The organism is Bacillus sp. B4EP4a (genome assembly GCF_006680105.1).
GTDB classification, from domain to species: domain Bacteria; phylum Bacillota; class Bacilli; order Bacillales; family DSM-1321; genus Peribacillus; species Peribacillus simplex_E.
Genome location: NZ_VHIK01000041.1, coordinates 1 through 16,660, shown reverse-complemented (window position 1 = coordinate 16,660; position 16,660 = coordinate 1). Strand labels below are relative to the sequence as shown.

General features: G+C 38.7%; 12 protein-coding genes, 1 other RNA gene and 1 pseudogene. 2 read left to right on the top strand and 12 right to left on the bottom strand.

Going from position 1 to position 16,660, the window contains the following annotated elements; translation table 11 throughout:
* Positions 1 to 117: 117 nt before the first annotated feature.
* The 4 genes from cobA to FNK51_RS20050 form a co-directional block, all read right to left on the bottom strand.
* Positions 118 to 888 carry a uroporphyrinogen-III C-methyltransferase gene (gene cobA, locus FNK51_RS20065; RefSeq protein WP_141994449.1) on the bottom strand — a complete coding sequence of 257 codons (771 nt, stop codon included), beginning with the start codon at positions 886 to 888 and terminating at the stop codon, positions 118 to 120.
* A gap of 118 nt (positions 889 to 1,006) precedes the next feature.
* Positions 1,007 to 3,157 carry an assimilatory nitrate reductase catalytic subunit NasC gene (gene nasC / locus FNK51_RS20060; protein ID WP_141994448.1) on the bottom strand — a complete coding sequence of 717 codons (2,151 nt, stop codon included), beginning with the start codon at positions 3,155 to 3,157 and terminating at the stop codon, positions 1,007 to 1,009.
* 96 nt (positions 3,158 to 3,253) lie between these two features.
* Positions 3,254 to 5,575, bottom strand: coding sequence for a nitrite reductase large subunit NirB (gene nirB / locus FNK51_RS20055; RefSeq protein WP_141994447.1), 2,322 nt, complete (start codon positions 5,573 to 5,575; stop codon positions 3,254 to 3,256).
* Between the two features lie 54 nt (positions 5,576 to 5,629).
* On the bottom strand, positions 5,630 to 6,835 hold the full coding sequence (locus FNK51_RS20050) for a nitrate/nitrite transporter (RefSeq protein WP_098372395.1): 1,206 nt from the start codon (positions 6,833 to 6,835) through the stop codon (positions 5,630 to 5,632).
* A 672-nt stretch (positions 6,836 to 7,507) separates the two neighbouring features.
* Between FNK51_RS20050 and FNK51_RS20045 the strand changes: the two genes are divergently transcribed.
* Positions 7,508 to 8,050: a ribonuclease H-like YkuK family protein gene (locus FNK51_RS20045; RefSeq protein ID WP_098372396.1), complete on the top strand. Its 543-nt coding sequence runs from the start codon at positions 7,508 to 7,510 to the stop codon at positions 8,048 to 8,050.
* 160 nt (positions 8,051 to 8,210) lie between these two features.
* Here the strand turns inward: FNK51_RS20045 and ssrS are convergent.
* From ssrS to FNK51_RS20020, 5 genes and pseudogenes are all read right to left on the bottom strand, one after another.
* Positions 8,211 to 8,397, bottom strand: a non-coding RNA gene (gene ssrS, locus FNK51_RS20040) — 6S RNA.
* A 130-nt stretch (positions 8,398 to 8,527) separates the two neighbouring features.
* Positions 8,528 to 10,009: a UDP-N-acetylmuramoyl-L-alanyl-D-glutamate--2,6-diaminopimelate ligase gene (locus tag FNK51_RS20035; RefSeq protein ID WP_141994446.1), complete on the bottom strand. Its 1,482-nt coding sequence runs from the start codon at positions 10,007 to 10,009 to the stop codon at positions 8,528 to 8,530.
* 229 nt (positions 10,010 to 10,238) lie between these two features.
* Positions 10,239 to 11,469: pseudogene (locus FNK51_RS20030) on the bottom strand (MFS transporter).
* A gap of 685 nt (positions 11,470 to 12,154) precedes the next feature.
* Positions 12,155 to 13,036, bottom strand: a complete 882-nt coding sequence (locus FNK51_RS20025; RefSeq protein WP_141994445.1) for a mechanosensitive ion channel family protein — start codon at positions 13,034 to 13,036, stop codon at positions 12,155 to 12,157.
* A 21-nt stretch (positions 13,037 to 13,057) separates the two neighbouring features.
* Positions 13,058 to 13,450, bottom strand: coding sequence for a sporulation protein (locus FNK51_RS20020; RefSeq protein WP_286178794.1), 393 nt, complete (start codon positions 13,448 to 13,450; stop codon positions 13,058 to 13,060).
* A gap of 655 nt (positions 13,451 to 14,105) precedes the next feature.
* On the opposite strand from FNK51_RS20020, the gene FNK51_RS20015 reads away from it, so the two are divergent.
* Complete coding sequence (locus FNK51_RS20015; RefSeq protein WP_098372401.1) at positions 14,106 to 14,639, top strand: IseA DL-endopeptidase inhibitor family protein; 534 nt, start codon at positions 14,106 to 14,108, stop codon at positions 14,637 to 14,639.
* 176 nt (positions 14,640 to 14,815) lie between these two features.
* Here FNK51_RS20015 and FNK51_RS20010 read toward each other — a convergent pair whose 3' ends face one another.
* The 3 genes from FNK51_RS20010 to FNK51_RS20000 all read right to left on the bottom strand — a co-directional run.
* A complete protein-coding gene (locus FNK51_RS20010) occupies positions 14,816 to 15,805 on the bottom strand; it encodes an HAAS signaling domain-containing protein (protein WP_141994444.1) in 990 nt (329 codons plus the stop codon).
* Positions 15,792 to 16,139 (bottom strand): PadR family transcriptional regulator, encoded by a 348-nt coding sequence (locus tag FNK51_RS20005; RefSeq protein WP_034306796.1) that lies wholly within the window; start codon positions 16,137 to 16,139, stop codon positions 15,792 to 15,794. Before FNK51_RS20005 ends, FNK51_RS20010 begins: the two co-directional genes overlap by 14 nt.
* Before the next feature lie 274 nt (positions 16,140 to 16,413).
* Positions 16,414 to 16,660: fumarylacetoacetate hydrolase family protein (locus tag FNK51_RS20000; protein WP_181762301.1), on the bottom strand; the 247-nt coding region annotated here is incomplete at its 5' end.

Genomic DNA, 16,660 nt, shown 5'->3' with positions numbered 1-16,660 from the left:
TTGCACTTTTAAAATAACTGTTAACATTGTTACACTGGACATGATGACTTTCATGTCCAGTTTTCCATTTTCACATTTTCATTACAATAAAAGTTATCTAACTTAATCATTCCTCTTCTAAGCGAACTCCTTATCTTTTGTCTTCTCTGAAAACCATGATAATTTCTCGGATAAATTCACCACTTCTCCTATTACAATCATGGCGGGATTGGCAACCTGCTCTCTTGTAACAATCGCCACTATTGAATCGATTGTTCCTGTGAAAGTTCGTTGAAAACCTGTCGTTCCTTGTTCAATGACAGCAACAGCAGTTTCAGCCTTCTTTCCGCAGGAACGTAGTTGTTTACAGATATATGGCAGGTTTTTAATACCCATATAAATAGCAATGGTATCAACACCATGTGCCAAATGATGCCAGTTGATGTTATCAGGCTTGCCGGTCACGCCGTGTCCTGTGACAATTGCGAAGGAACTCCCCCATTCCCTGTGAGTCACGGGAATTCCAGCATAAGCTGGCGCAGCGATTCCGGATGTGATTCCAGGAACAATATCAAACTGAATTCCGTGCTTAACTAGCACTTCTGCTTCCTCGCCCCCTCGTCCAAAGATGAAAGGATCTCCCCCTTTTAGACGAACGATCGTTTTTCCTTCTATTGATTTACTAATTAACAATTTTTGAATGTCCTCTTGAGAGACACAATGTTTACCAGGCGCTTTACCGCAATAAATGTATTCAGCTTCAGGTTTACCATATAAAAGCAATTCACGATTAACCAATCGATCATACAAGATGACATCCGCTTCCGCGAGGCATTTGGTTGCCTTGACAGTAATTAAGTCCGGATCACCTGGTCCAGCACCAACAATATAGACCTTACCTTTTTTCATCCTTTTTCCCCTTTTGTTGTTTAGTCATGTAAAATCCATTTGATATGGAATGCTATGTGGTTAGGCTTACCCATAATGAACCTAAAAAAGTTATGATTAAAGGGAAGAAAACCTCCCATTAATTAGACGTTAACTCTACTATAGGATGTACTTTTACAGCACTGACTTTAAAGCCAGGCATTTTGCATGCGGGATCTAATTCCTTTGAAACGAGACGATTGACATTTTGTGAGTCTGCCCAATGAAAAGGAACGAATATAGTATCATGGCGAATGGTTGCTGACCATTTGCTTCTTACAACAATACTTCCGCGCCTTGATTCAATTTTCACCAAAGTATTGTCTGGAATATGATATTTCTTGGCTGTTTCCGGATGGATTTCCATATATGATTCAAAATTTCTGGCGGATAATGATGAGCTTTTTCTCGTTTGTACTCCTGTTAAATAATGTGACATGATTCTTCCTGTTGTTAAATAAAGTGGGAAATCCGTACATGGCTGTTCTTTTGGAACAAGAGGCACATTATTAACCACAACCATTGCCGCCTTTCCATCCGGGTGGGCAAAAGACGTTTCGAATAACCTTTTTGTCCCTTTATGGTCAATGGTTGGGCATGGCCACAAAATGCCTCCTTCTTTTCTTAATCGATCATACGTTATACCATAATAATCAGCGGTTCCCCCGCGGCTTGCCACTCTTAATTCTTCGAAAATCTCATTTGCAGATTGAAAGGGAAAATACTCCCCTTTTCCCAGAGCTTTTGCTATATCACAAATGATTTGCCAATCATGCTTCACTTCCCCAGGCAACGAAAAACTTGCTTCCCGCAACGTTACCCGTCCTTCTAAATTTGTCATCGTTCCTTCATCCTCTAAATAAGACGAAGTAGGTAAAATCAAATCAGCCATTCTAGCAGTTTCAGAAACGAACATATCCACTGCGACAAGAAACTTTAATTTTTCCAAAGCCTTTTTGACAAAGTTAGCATTTGGATTTGAAACAATTGGGTTGGAACACATTAAAAACATGCCGGTAATTTCACCTTCATTTATCTTCTCTATCATTTCGTATGCTGAGACACCTTTACGTGGCAAATCAGCCTCATCGATTCCCCATATTCTTGCAATATGTAATCTGTGTTTCTCATTTTCAATCATGCGATATCCCGGTAGCTGGTCTGCCTTTTGGCCATGCTCTCTTGCTCCCTGCCCATTCCCCTGTCCAGTAATAGCTCCATAGCCCGAATTCACTTTTCCGATTTTCCCTGTAACAATAAGAATATTAAGAAAATTACGAACGGCGGCTGAACCATCAGTTTGCTGCTCAACGCCCCTTGCTGTAAAAATCATTCCTGATTCTTCTTTCCCGAACATGACAGCCGCTTTTTGAATTTGGTCGCTAGGAACCCCTGTCATTTCGGCAATTTCCTCTAACTGTAAAGATGTAACATACTCTTTAACTTCGTTATATCCATTTGAACGTTCCCGGATAAATGATTCATCAATAAAATCCTCTTCAATGATCACTTTCAATAATCCGTTTGCCAAGGCGGCATCCATCCCTGGTTTTACTTTTAGATGTAAGTCGGCCATTTTCGTTGTTGTTGTTTCTCGTGGATCTACAGCAATGATATATGCACCATTTTGTTTCGCTTTCTCAAAGTACGGCATGATTGTCGGCTGACATTCCGCAATATTCGTGCCTGCCAAGATAATGCACTTTGTGAACGGAACCTCTGATAAGCTGTTGGTTAGGCCTCTGTCCATACCAAACGTTTGGCTTGCTGCCGAAGCAGCTGCGGACATGCACAAACGGCCATTATAATCTATATATTTTGTTTTTAAAGCTACTCTGGCAAATTTCCCAAGCAAATATGCTTCTTCATTTGAAATGGATGCACTCCCATAAACAGATAATGCATTTACACCATCTTCTGCTTGAATCTTAGTGAAATTCTCCTTAATGTGGTTTAATGCTTCTTCCCATGTTATTCGAACAAATTCACCATTTTTTTTAAATAATGGGTATTTAATTCGATCTTTATGCAGAGCATGTTGGTGTGCATTCATTCCTTTAATACATAAGCGCCCCTCTGAGGTTGGATTATCTTTTCCAATCGTCATATACTTTTTTCTTGTCACTATTTTTTGTTCCAACAGCTGCATCTTACATTGCATGCTGCAAAATGGACATTGTGTATCATAGCGTTTCTCTGATTGGACCTCTTGTTGCTTCGTTCGGAAATACTTTAATAATAATTCGGTCAAGGCTCCTCACCCTTTACTCATGGATTTCTATAGATAACAATTACACGTTAGTTTTCGTGCATCAAAAGGTACTTTCCACTTCGTTCCTTCTCTGACCTAAGCCATTTCCAGTCGTTGAGATAGTTGCTGACTAAGTTCATTATCAAACAATACTTCTCTAACATGAATTAAACCCACTCTCTCAATCCATTGCCAAGTCCGTTCTAAATAATTGGCCGTTTCCCGATAATATTGAATAAAGCCGATGATGATTTCAATTGCTTCTTCATTTGTTCCAGCTACACATAACAGTTCACCGGCACGTACAGTACGCCCGCTGCTTCCGCCCACATATATTTCCCAGCCCCTGTCAATGCCCATAACACCTATATCTTTCGTTGTTGATCCTGCACCGTTATGCATACAAGCAGATATGCCCATCTTTATCCGGTAAGGTGTTGATACATGCTCCAATCTTTTTTCCAAATCTACAGCAAGTAAAAGGGATTGCTTTTTATCACAAGAACAAACATGTTCACCGATACATGTTTTGACGTTTTGAACGGTGTTACCATATTTCGAACTTAACGGCATGTCTAAATCAGCCCACACACCTGGGAGATCTTCTTTTTTCACACCCATTAAATGAATCCTTTGTTCACTTGTTACCGCCACCTGGGATATATCATATTTATCTGCAACATTTGCAATTTTTCGCAAGTCTTTCGCATTCGTCATCCCGCCGTACATTTGCGGGATAACAGAGTATCGGTTATCATTTTGAACTGTTGCATTCTTTTGTTCGTTTATGAAAAGAGTTTGCTGTCTGATCTCGTACTCTGGATGAATCATCCCTAAATAATAGTTCAGGGCTGGCCGACATGTTGAACAACCTCCTGTATTTTCCCATCCAAGAACATCCATCGCTTCTTGGACGGATGTTAAATCTTGGAGCTGCATTTTATACACGATTTCTTCTTCCGTTAATGTCGTACATGAACACATTGCAGTTTGTTCATTAGCCTGATCGGAAAGATTACCTTGAATATATGTCAAAAGCTCGGTCACTGCGGGCTTACATCCACCGCAAGAACCTGAAGCCTTTGTGCATTGTTTAACTTGTTCCACGGTTGTTAATCCCTTATTTTGAACCGCTCCAATGATTGCCCCCTTTGAAACATCATTACAATTGCAAATGATTTCATGATTTGCCATAGAAGCGATTAATCCCTCAGCCGTACTAGGTGATTGGAACAGTACATGCTTTTCTTCTGACGTTACTTCTTGCCGCTTTAAAATCATATCGAGTAATCGTGAACTGCCGTTTGTATCTCCATACAGAACAGCACCTATGATTTTTCTTCCTTGAAAAACCACCTTTTTATAAACACCATCTAATTCATCAAAAGTTGTGATTGATTTCGTTGTTTCATCACCAAGGAAATCCCCAACAGAGAATAACTCAACTCCTGATATTTTCAACTGGGTGGAAAGGACCGAACCTTGGTATCCGGTGCATTTCATCTCACAAATATGCTTTGCCAGCACTTCACCTTGTTCATATAGGGGTTTAACCAATCCATAAACAATTCCGTGATGTTCAACACATTCACCAACCGCATAAATATTTGGGATGCTGGTTTCTAAATAGTCGTTTACAATAATGGCACGATTTGTATCAATTCCGCTGTCTTTGGCCAACTGAATATTCGGTCTGACTCCCGCAGCCATAACGACTAAATCTGCTTCCACCTCCGTTCCATCTTTAAAACGGACGCGCTCTACACGCTCGTTACCGATTATCTCCTGTGTTTCCTTTTTTAAAAGAAAGTTCATTCCCTGGTTTTCCAACTCTTTTTGCAGCAAAAGTGATGCCGTTGAATCAAGCTGTCTTTCCATTAAATGGTCAGCAATATGAACGACATTCACTTCCATACCAAGGTTTAACAGCCCTCTCGCTGCTTCTAAACCTAATAAACCGCCTCCGATGACGACTGCTTTTTTATGCTTGCGCGAAGTTTCAATCATCTTTTGGCAATCTTCAATCGTCCGAAATGCAATGACTCCTTCTTTATCAACACCGGTAACAGGAAGAATAAATGGGATAGAACCCGTGGCAATTATCAGCTTATCGTAGTAAACTTCCCGTTCTTTGTCTGTTTTTATCTTCCGAGTCTCTTTATCGATTTTCACAACCGTTTCCCCTGTAAACAATTGGATACTATTCTTCGTATACCAGCCCCTATCATTTATCGCAAGATCTTCAAACGAAGTGTTGCCTTGAAGCACAGTCGACAATAAGATTCGGTTATAGTTAACGTGTGGTTCGCTACCGAAAATAGTAATCTCAAATGCAGTCGGATCCTTACTTATAATTGACTCAACGCAGCGTAATCCCGCCATACCGTTCCCTACTAAAACCAGTTTTTGTTTATACATTTTATCCCCCCAAACAAGTACTGTAACAAGCCAATATAACCAGTAAACAAAGATCTAGATCTTAACTGAATTTTTTCCGAGTACCCATGTTTTTTTCCATGAAAGCTGAGCTAGGCCCAGGATAAGCAAAGCCACGATTCCAACTGCGGAAAATACTAAAAATCCAGTAGCATATGTCCCAGTAATCTGTTTTAACGTACCTAGTATGTTTGGAACCAAGAATCCGCCAACACCTCCGGCAGCTCCTACAATTCCTGTGATAAAACCAATTTCTTTAGAGAATCGCTGTGGAACTAATTGAAAAACAGCCCCGTTGCCCATACCGAGAAATAGCATTCCGATGAACAGTAGGATCGTAACGACAGTAAGAGAATAAAGAAAACTAATCCCAAACATACATATTGTGAGTCCAACGAATAAAAACATAAGCAGTTTAACCCCACCTATTTTATCGGCAATAAATCCTCCAACAGGACGAAAGAAACTTCCGGCGATGACACATAATGTAACAAATTCCCCTGCCCTTATTCGTGTTAACCCATACTCATCAACAAAAAAGATGCTTAAGAAGCTAGTAAACCCGACAAAGCCCCCAAATGTCACACTGTAAAGAATACAGAAATACCAAGTGTCCGTTATTTTAAATACGTTGAAATATTCCTTGAGCGGTTTTGCAGGCGGTTGAGATGGTGCGTCTTTTGCGATTAAAATATAAATGACGAATACGACGGTTAAAGGAATCAAAGCTAATCCCATAACATTATGCCAGCCAAGAGACTCTGCAATACGCGGTCCAAACAATGTCGCAAAAAGAGTTCCGCTGTTACCGGCTCCCGCAATTCCCATCGCTAGACCCTGCAAATGCGGTGGATACCAGCGACTGGCCATAGGAAGTGCTGCAGCAAAACTTGCACCTGCCACTCCGAGCAAAATCCCAATTAAATAGAGCTCGGCTAAACTTTCTCCGAATAACCATCCCCAAAAAAGCGGAATCATCGTAACAAGCATCCCGCCGATCGCTGTTTTCCGCGGGCCGATGCGGTCAGTCAAAAAACCAAGGACGATTCTAAAAAACGAGCCTCCCAAAATCGGAATAGCTACAATCAAGCCTTTTTCAGCTGGGGAAAGTCCGAAATCCTTTGTAATATAGACACCCAGTGCACCTAATAATACCCAAATCATAAAACTGATATCAAAATAAAGGAATGAAGCTAATAATGACGGAGCATGACCGCTTTTTTTCAATTCAGATATTTTCATTTTTCATCTCTCCAATACTTTATTAATTGAATATTTGTTTATTTTACTCTTATAAAAGCAAGATTTCTTTGTTTATGTAAGAAAACATCACACACTTTTTTTGTAAGTTATTAAATGTGTATACTTTAAAGGAGTTATTGGTCAAAATTTAATAATTTCATTTCCTTTTTCTAATATAAATTGAATGATATTGTGGTTTACTTAGGTGATGTAAAGTTTACTTTTCAGTTATGGAAGGGGATATACCAAAACCAATAAGCTTTTTCGTAATATTCTCCATACAAAAAAAGAGAAACCTAATGCTTTAGCTTCTCTTCCAGACTGTAGATAAACCCGATTATGATTGAGTTTGTTTACAGTTTAATTTGTCCGTTAATTTCCACTCCAGGCACTCGCTTTCCGCAGGAGTCCGTACATCCGCTCCAATCAACTTTGTTTTAACATTAAGATAGGACTCCTTATGCCTAAAGTCCTTTTTGTTTAAAATAGAAGAATTAAAACTGGAGGTGATATCTATTCAGCGAGATCAACTTTAAAAAATGACTGCATTTTCTATAGGTTGCGGGTTCTTCCCACCGCACGAAACAAGGACCTCCTTCATATGATGTGTTATGAGCGGCATGAGATATTTAATAATTTGATTATATCCGGGGAAAGGTTGGGTGCGATAATATGAGGCAATATCCATTTCACAACATTCCATTTCAAAACCTTCAGAAAAAAGACATGTCATTTGAAGAGGTATTTGTTCATATTGTTGAGTTCATGAAATTAAATCCTTCCGGTGACTATCGATTAATGGTCGGTACCGATTCGCAAGTACATAAAAAACATACGGTTTTCATTACAGGCATCGTGATACGGCAGGTCGGAAATGGTGTATGGGGTTGTATAAGAAAAGTGATGATTCCTAGAAGGATGCTGCATTTACATGAACGAATTTCCCAAGAATTGTCGTTAACAGAGGAGATCGTATCACTGTTTACGGAAGAAAGAAAAAATCAGTTAATCGATATTGTACTGCCTGCCGTATATCAAGGGGCAACGTTCACAATGGAAGGGCACATTGATATCGGGATTGGGAAGCGGAACAAAACCAGTGAGTTTGTAAAAGAAATGGTAGCCAGGATGGAATCCATGGGCGTGGAACCGAAAATCAAACCCAATGCTTTCGTCGCTTCAAGTTATGCCAACCGGTATACAAAGCAAGAGTAATGTCTCCAAAACATTTAATAAGCCAGAGTTCTCATCATTGGATTTCTTTAGGCTGATCAAAATGAAATTTTAGAAAAATATGGATAATTGGTACATGCAATCCCTATCGAAAAACAGCAAAAAACCGGCCTCAGAACGAGACCGGCTTTAACATTTAAAGATATAAGCCGCCATTGCCGTATTCAGTAAGAAAGTTTTAAACCACCACTCCTCAAAGTGGGTGTTTGCAGAAAAAATCCTGTTGTCCAAGTCAGTAACGAGGCATAACATTCCTGTTTCAATATAAAACTCCCTATTACAGCTTAAAGGTTAAAACTTTATTATCATTACGAACAGTGCAGCTTGTATTATTATAATACCTGTAATCCTCATAAGTTACAATGTTAATAATCACCATATAAATCACATCACCTATGGCTGTAGAAGGGAAAAGAAGCCCTATTAGCCCTTTATAAAAGAATTCGTATTAGACTAAAACTATTGATCAAAATAACCGATAAAATCCCCATGGTCTATATTTTGCAGATATAGTACCGTTTCTTTGTCAGAAATAGTAGGCAGTCCGAAATGTTGTTCATACTTCTCAATTCCTTTTCCTGTAATGATAATCCAATCCCCTTCCTTTCCTGCTTGCAACGCCTCCTGTATAGCAAGTGTCCGATCTGGAATAACCTTCCCATTTACAGCAGAGTAATCGCTTTGGAGTTTATTTAGTGACGATTCCATCACCTCTATTCCCTCCGAATTCAGATCATCCATCGTCAAAATCGAAACATCACTATGTTCCGATGATACTTTAACCATTTCAGCCCTTTTGGTTGTATCTCGTCCACCTCGGAAACCAAAAATATGATAAATCTTTTTGGCCCCGCATTCTTTGGCAGTTTGAAGCATATGTTGAATGGCATCTGCAGTGTGTGCATAATCGATGACTATTGTCGGTCCAAATTCTTTCTTATACATTTCAAATCTTCCTGGCACACCGGAAAATCGTTTCAGTGAAGTGAGGATTTCCTCTTTTGAAATTGGAAACATCTTCGCTACTGAATATGCAGCTGTTGCGTTATATAAATTATGAAGTCCAGGTATAGGTAACATAATTTTCACAAAGTCATGATTCTCATTCAATAAAATAAAGGGGTTTATTGCAGTATTATAATTGGTGATGGTTAAATCACAGTGATTGGATTTTCCAAATACAAAGGCACTGACATTCTTCTCCCGTAAGTATTCTTGTAGTTTTTCTCCCCAGAAATCATCCCCATTGATAATCGCAAGACCATTTGGTTTTAATTTTTCAAAAAGCAGTAATTTTGCCAGGAAATAATCCTCCATCGTACCGTGGAAGTCGAGATGGTCATGATACAAATTCGTGAAGACACAGAAATCAAATTCAATTCCTTCTAAACGGTATTGAGCTAATCCATGAGAAGACACTTCCATTATGACAACCATGTCCTGACTGGCTGCCAGCAAGGAATTCAGTTCCATGGTACCTGGAGTCGTATTATGGGAATCGACTTTGTTTCCATTGATAATATGATGTATCGTTCCAATGACGGAACAGGTTACCCCATTCTCTTCTAATATTTGCTGAAGCATAAAGCTAGTTGTGGTTTTTCCATTTGTGCCCGTAATTCCTATCATTATTTTTTGATTGCTGGGATCTCCATAAAACCTTTTGGCGATTAGCCCTAATGCTTTTCGGCTGTTCTCCACTCGTAAAAAAGGAACTTCCAATCCCTTAATATCGCGATTGCCAATCACAGCCGATGCCCCTAAACGAATTGCATCTTTAATGTAATTATGGCCATCGGACTTATATCCGGTTACGGCAACAAAAAGGTATCCCTTTTTAATTTCTTTAGAGTTATCGGTTACACCTGTGATGGATATATTTTCAACATCCTTCGGCATCTCCCCGTTTATTGCTTCTTTCAATATGTCTTTAAGGATCATTAACTTTTCTCCTTTTTCATGTAAGCTATTCACCAACTTTTGAAAATTAAATGCATAAGTACCAATAAGCCCATTTTTAGTATTTACCAGTACTCTAAAAATAATTGTCAATCTAGATTTTGTTAGTTGTAATTACAGTCAGAAGGAAAAAAAGAAAGAAAAGCAGCCAAAATTGGCTGCTTTTCTTATGGCTATAGCTGTATTTAGGTGTTGGCATACTGCAAGATAATTACGATTGAATTTCCAGGGGTTTTGTTTCGGCCTTTTGATTGTACAATGGCAAAATGAAAAACATCCCTAGAATAAAAAAGAAAGCGGCTGTTTCAAATATGGCGACGAGTGAAAATTGCTCTTTCAGTACGCCTGCTGCACTCATGGTCAACACCATCGATCCAGTGAATAACGGGCTTAAGATTCCATTGACCCTTCCGATGAACTCACCTTCGGTCCTCTGTAATATCAATGTATTGATCCCGATTTGAATACAAGGCAGCATTAGCCCATTAAAGAACTCGGCTGTAAGTGTAATCCAAAGATTTGTTGAAAGCCCCATTACCGCTAATCCGATAGCATTCACAAGCATTCCTAAAGCTAATAATCTTTGAGGTGCCACCTTTTTGGCAAAAATCATCACACCGGCTCCACCTAAAATCATGCCAAACCCATTCACCATAAATAACCATTGCAGATTTTCCTTAGGCAGTTCCAGTTGTTCTGTAACAAGGAATATAGAGAGCGGCTGAATGAAACCAAGTCCGAGCCCGGCTGCCAGAAAACATAAACCAAGCAAACTTAGTTCCTTTTTTCGCAACACATACCTCACTCCGCTTTTCATTTCCTGCCATATCGTTGTTTTTGCGGTCTCTTCATTCAGTTTACGATCTTTTGGAAGAAAGGCGAGTGCACCAGCTGAAAGTAAAAACGCCAGGCCAGTAATCGCAATCGAAATGTTTATCCCGAATGATTGGAAGGCGAATGTACCGAGAATCGGACCTAAAACCATAAATACTGCAAAGACGGTCTGATAAACAGACATCCCCGTCTGAATTTGACTTTCTGGCAAATGCATCTTAAATAGCTTCATGCCTGATGGCTGAGAAAACTGGGAAAGTATCGCCGAAATCAAAGTAGCGAAGAATACCATTTTCCAACTGCCGAAGATAAGCGAGATAAGCACAGCAAATACGGATATTGCACTTAATATATCACACCAAACCATCGTTTTTTTTCGGACTCCAGCGGTCAGCAAACGTCCCTCCAATAAATGAAAAAATAAAAATGGGCGCGAATTCCGCTACTGATATCATGGAAATGGCAAAGGCATCCCCGTTTGTCTTTTCCATGACGAATAGCAAAACTGCAAAATTCCGTACCCATATCCCTATTTGTAAAAACAAGCCTGAAAAGATAATGGCCCGGAATACCCGATTTTTAAATAAGTTAGGTTCCTTATTACTCAATGTTACTGATGTGTTTTCCCCCAATATAAAAACCTCCTGTGAGATATCTGGACAGGAGGCAGTACAATACAAAATTAACAGAGCAAAATATCCCTAATGGACGGAACACAATGATCTTTGTTTGTATTTTAATGTACAGACTAATCCTATCCAGAAAAAAGTTCGTATTTAGCACGCATTTTTTTCTTAAAGAATAGGATTAAATGATCATTGTTTAAAGGTCACCCTTCCATTTTATGTTAATTTCATAATAATCTATTTAATCTGATAAATCAAGGTGAAATCCATAAAAATAACCCATTTTTTTGGGCAGGGTTGTTCGACGTATTGTATAAAAAATGGACTTTCTTTAAAAGAAAGCCCAGACTGTAGACAAACTCGAAGAAAAGCGAGTTTGCCTGCGGTTTTTTTATTAAAAAACGTTCCATTTGATTTCAGAAATCTGCTCCCTTTCCGCCGACTGTCTGCCAAGCCTCCTAGCCGTAAACGCGTTGAGGGCGGACCGCCCGTGGAAAGCGAGTGCCCTACTTTCCAATCAACGTTCAAACACTTTCATTAAAAAAGTATTTTAAATTCCATTAGTTACCAAGAATTACTAGTTATGCTTACTGCCCTCTTTTATCTTCTCTATCACTTTTTCATGACCCTATACCGGAATCACCTCAAACAATTGTGATTCTTCTTTTCAATTCTCCAATATACGTTCATGAATAGGATTGCCCTGAACAAGCAAATGGGCAGATGGCATTATAATTTGATGCTCATGAAAAGCTGTCATCATTTCAAACCTCACGCTTCTCGCTGTTTCAAAGTAATGTTCAGGATTAACAAGTCCCACTAAGCATAGTTCATAACCAACATATTTAAGATTCGGATTTAAATCCGTGATGCCAATATATCTAAAATCCTCTTCAGGTGTACCATCCTCTAGCCTTAGAAGTGTTTCACCATACTTTTCATTGCAGATAAGGCATATATCTTCCAACAGTCGTTTTACCTTTTCAGGATTTTCTTGGTAACTTACTGTAATGCGTTCAATGATTCGCATTCTCCCTTTATTAAAATTTTGAATCGTCCTGATTTCACTGTGTGGGATAGTCAGCAATTTCCCTGACCATTCCCTGATCTGCATGAACCGGATACCGATTTCCTCAATCGTCCCAGAACTTGTCCCATTGAATGTCACAAAATTCCCCACTCGGAATTCATTATCTGATAGCCTTACGAATCCCAATAAGATATCCTTTAGCATTTGCTGAGCGGCAAATCCGATAACGACCCCTAAAATCCCAGCTCCAGCTAAAATTCCTTTTAGGTCTATAAACTGTCCAATCAAATAAATAAGGAAAAGCGCGGAAATGCCGTACCTAAGAGAAGAACGAGTAACCCCCTGTATCGTTTTCTCGACTTCTTCCTCAAAAAAATTGGACCTTTTAAAGAACCATTCAACCATTTTATTCAAAATATAATAAACCGCCAATAACAGTAAAGCTAATATAAAAAGCCTCAATAATAAAAATTCTTTAAAATAATCCATAGCAAGCTCAGTAAATTTCAAGATATTCATGTTCCCACCTCCATTACCACTTTATTCAGAATCGATTAAAATCCAGTCATCATCCTTCCCTATTATCCCTTTATCCAGTATTAGTCTCGTTTTAAGGCGATAGGAAACCCCTCGCTTATAAGGTTCCTTCAATATAGGCAGACAAAAGTTAAAAGGAATTTCATTGCTTTCCCCTGAATTTATCTCTCTTGAAGACAAAATGGTGCTCGTTTTAAGGATTTCGTCGATTCCGGTAGAATGAGAATCCATAATTAAATCACATTCGATCCTCCTTATTCTTTGCGCAAGAGTACCACCCTTAATCAAGAAATATCCATTTATGCATTCACCAGATTTATACGTGTTTTTCGGAAGGATTAAATCTATTTGTGCAGAACCTATCCCTAAAAGTAACAAAGATTTTCTAAGTATCAAAGAATACACTCCAATTATATATTTATTTGTAATTCTACTATTCCCAATATATTTATACATTTCCTTAAGGGCTGCATTATCCTGCACAAAAAAACCTTTACCATTTTGGTAAAGGTTTACTAAAAATAAATAGACCTTTACCAATAGGTAAGGTCTGGCTAACAACAATATGCTGCCAACAACACCGAGAGCAAAGAGCTCCGTAATGACGACATTGTTGTAAAAGCTACTCCCCTTTGGAGGATGTATTCAAGTATATAATCTATAATACGGTAGGATTAGAAAGTTTGTCAAACCTTTATATTTTATTATTTTCGGGATCTGCCCGGGAAATTCGGGTTCTTTGTACATATCTTGATATTAATGAAAATATAATGAATTAACTTGTCCCGTTATTGGAAAAGAATTAACTGCTGGGTTTTAAATAGGCCAGTTGGTGGAATAAGTATGTATCAGCCAAGTCCTTACAAATGGGTGAACGCTCCTTTCAAAAAGAATAAAGTGAACAAACTATGTATATATAAAATTTTATTTAAAAATTAACAAGATTTCTCTTTTACTTATGCCAATCATGTTGTAATATAAATGTAACAAATGTAATATTAATTAAACTTTCGTTACATAAGTATCCTAATAGGGATTGGGGAGATAAAATATGAAAAAATTTTCAGGTGTGCTATTATCCATTATCATTTTATTTTTCACATTAAGTGGTCAGGTTACCGCAAAAACGACATCACAGAATTTGTCTGACGCAAATGCATTAAAGATAGCCGATAATGCCAGCAAACATTTTTGGAATGCTTTACATGGGTACAAAACCCGTTCATGTTCACAAAAAACTTTCAATTATAAAGGAACAGCGTATTCATACCTTTGCCAAGAGTTTAATACAAAAGATAAATTGACTACCTACTTAGCAGAGACATTTACTAATAATGCAGTTGAAAAAGGGCTGAACAAATATAGTTACATTACCCATAAAGGGAAATTAGCCCGTCCAATCGGAGACGGCGACAGCATGTTAGAGTGGAGAAAAGCAAAAATTAAATTAGTTTATCAAAAAACTAACGTTAGATCCTACAATTTAACTGTACCTACAGTCGACGGTGACTCAGTAAAAAGAACAGTTACCTTTTATAAGTCCGGATCCACTTGGAAAGTTAATCAGTTCGATGCAGTTCAATAAAAAAATGGTTTAAATGTAACGCCTCATATGCTGTATAGTTAGTTAAAAACTATATTTCATATGAGGTGTTTTTCTGTTTTCCATTGTAATTTAAGAAATAATCTTACAGACTTGTAACAGCTCACTTTTCACTTCAGGGAACTTTCAAACAAAAAAACACAGCTAGATGCTGTGCCTTAACGGATATTTGCCTTACGGAAGCCTTGATAGGAATCGTAGACGGCAAAAAAGATGGAGATGAGTATGAGCCCCCAGTAAATCGAGGTTTTCCATTCATCGGTTGAAAATAGTGTTTTTTGGTACGCAATGAATTCCGGGTTCAATAAATCAGGATTACTGATGATGATGATGAAAGTCAGAGTGGATAACAGCTGGTATATGGCATGAAATAAAGCTAGTTTCAGGGTCCATCGCCTTAAAAATAATTTATAAATCGCCAAGAGCACCCCAATGATGACGACGCATGATACCAGCAGCCAATAGGAATTCAAGACGTCTTGATTGAAAGAAGGTGTCACGAAAATGAGACTGCCATTTCTTTTTTCATAGACTCCTAAGAGGTTTGCTGCATTGAAATAAAGGGCCGCGAAGACAGAAAGACCTAACAAACTCGCAAAAATCTCGATCATAGGAACCGCTTTTTTCTTTGAAATGTTCGTAATATCTTTTAGGTTTTCCGGTGTCCATGGTTTCAAGTCTTTTGTTAAAGGCGACTGGTCTTTTGAAGTATCCACGCGTTCTAAAATGGCAAATGAAATCGTTAACCAGAAAAACACTTGGATACCTGTACTGATGATACCCGCAATCCCTTTCCCGATTATTATTAAAATTGCGTCTACAACCGTATTCCCCATATCCCGAAAAGGATTATCCCCTATTAATCCGATCAGTGAAATGACTGCAGCGATTGGTAAAATCATTTTCAACAGACAGATATAAACATCAAAATAACGCGGTCCAATCAGATGCATCGGCCGATCGCGATAACGGCTTGCCAGTGTAACCGGATCTCCTAATTTTAAAAGAACGGATTTCACATCTTGCTCCGTATGATCCACTGGAAGCATATCTTCGATTGTAGATTGAAGCTCAAGCGCAATATCCTCCCGGTTTTTTTCTGGCAGCCTGCGGGTCACTTCCTGAATATAAAGTTCAATCAGCTCCATCTTCTCCCTCTCCTTTTAATAATATATAAAGCTCTTGAGAAGTTTTTTCCCATTCTTCTTTTAACTGGGTGAAGATTTCTCCCCCATAATCGCTTAAAGAATAGTACTTGCGCGGTCTACTTTCAGAAGTATCCCAGCTGCTGGTTACCAATTCTTGTTTTTCCAGGCGGCGAAGCAATGGATATAAAGTACTTTGATCAATGGTAATTCCCGACTTCTCTAAACGCTGGACAAGCGAGTACCCATACTGAGGGGTTTTGAGCTGACTTAAAACAGCTAACGTCAAAGTGCCTCTGCGCAGCTCAGTGGTTAATGAATTCAGTAAAGTGCTCATCCAATCACCTCTTCTCTATACTATGTGACGTACACCATACCTTATACTATGCATCATACACTAATTTAGTTCTTACAACACCATAAAAATGAAAATATATTTTATTTAAAGCATAAAAAAGAGAAGCGTTTCACGCCTCTCCGTTTTTCCTTTATTAATATCACACAAGAATGACCCATGATATCATCGTCGTGATAATTGGACCACTCCTTGTATTAAGGTTGCCATCGTTTGAGCTTTGTAGGCATCCGTCACTTTCAAATGCTGGCAAATCTTACTGAACAGCATTACTTAATCGACCGATGTTCTCGACTTCAACAACGACCTCATCCCCCTGCTTGATCGGGCAGCTGCCAGATGGTGAACCCGTGGCCAAAATGTCACCTGGCTCCAGTGTCATTACCTGTGAAAGCCAGCTGATTAGAAACGGAATGCTTAGAGACATTTCATTGGTATTACCGTCTTGGACAACGCGGCCGTTTAAAGTGGTCACAATCCGCAAATTAGTGGGATCTACCCCG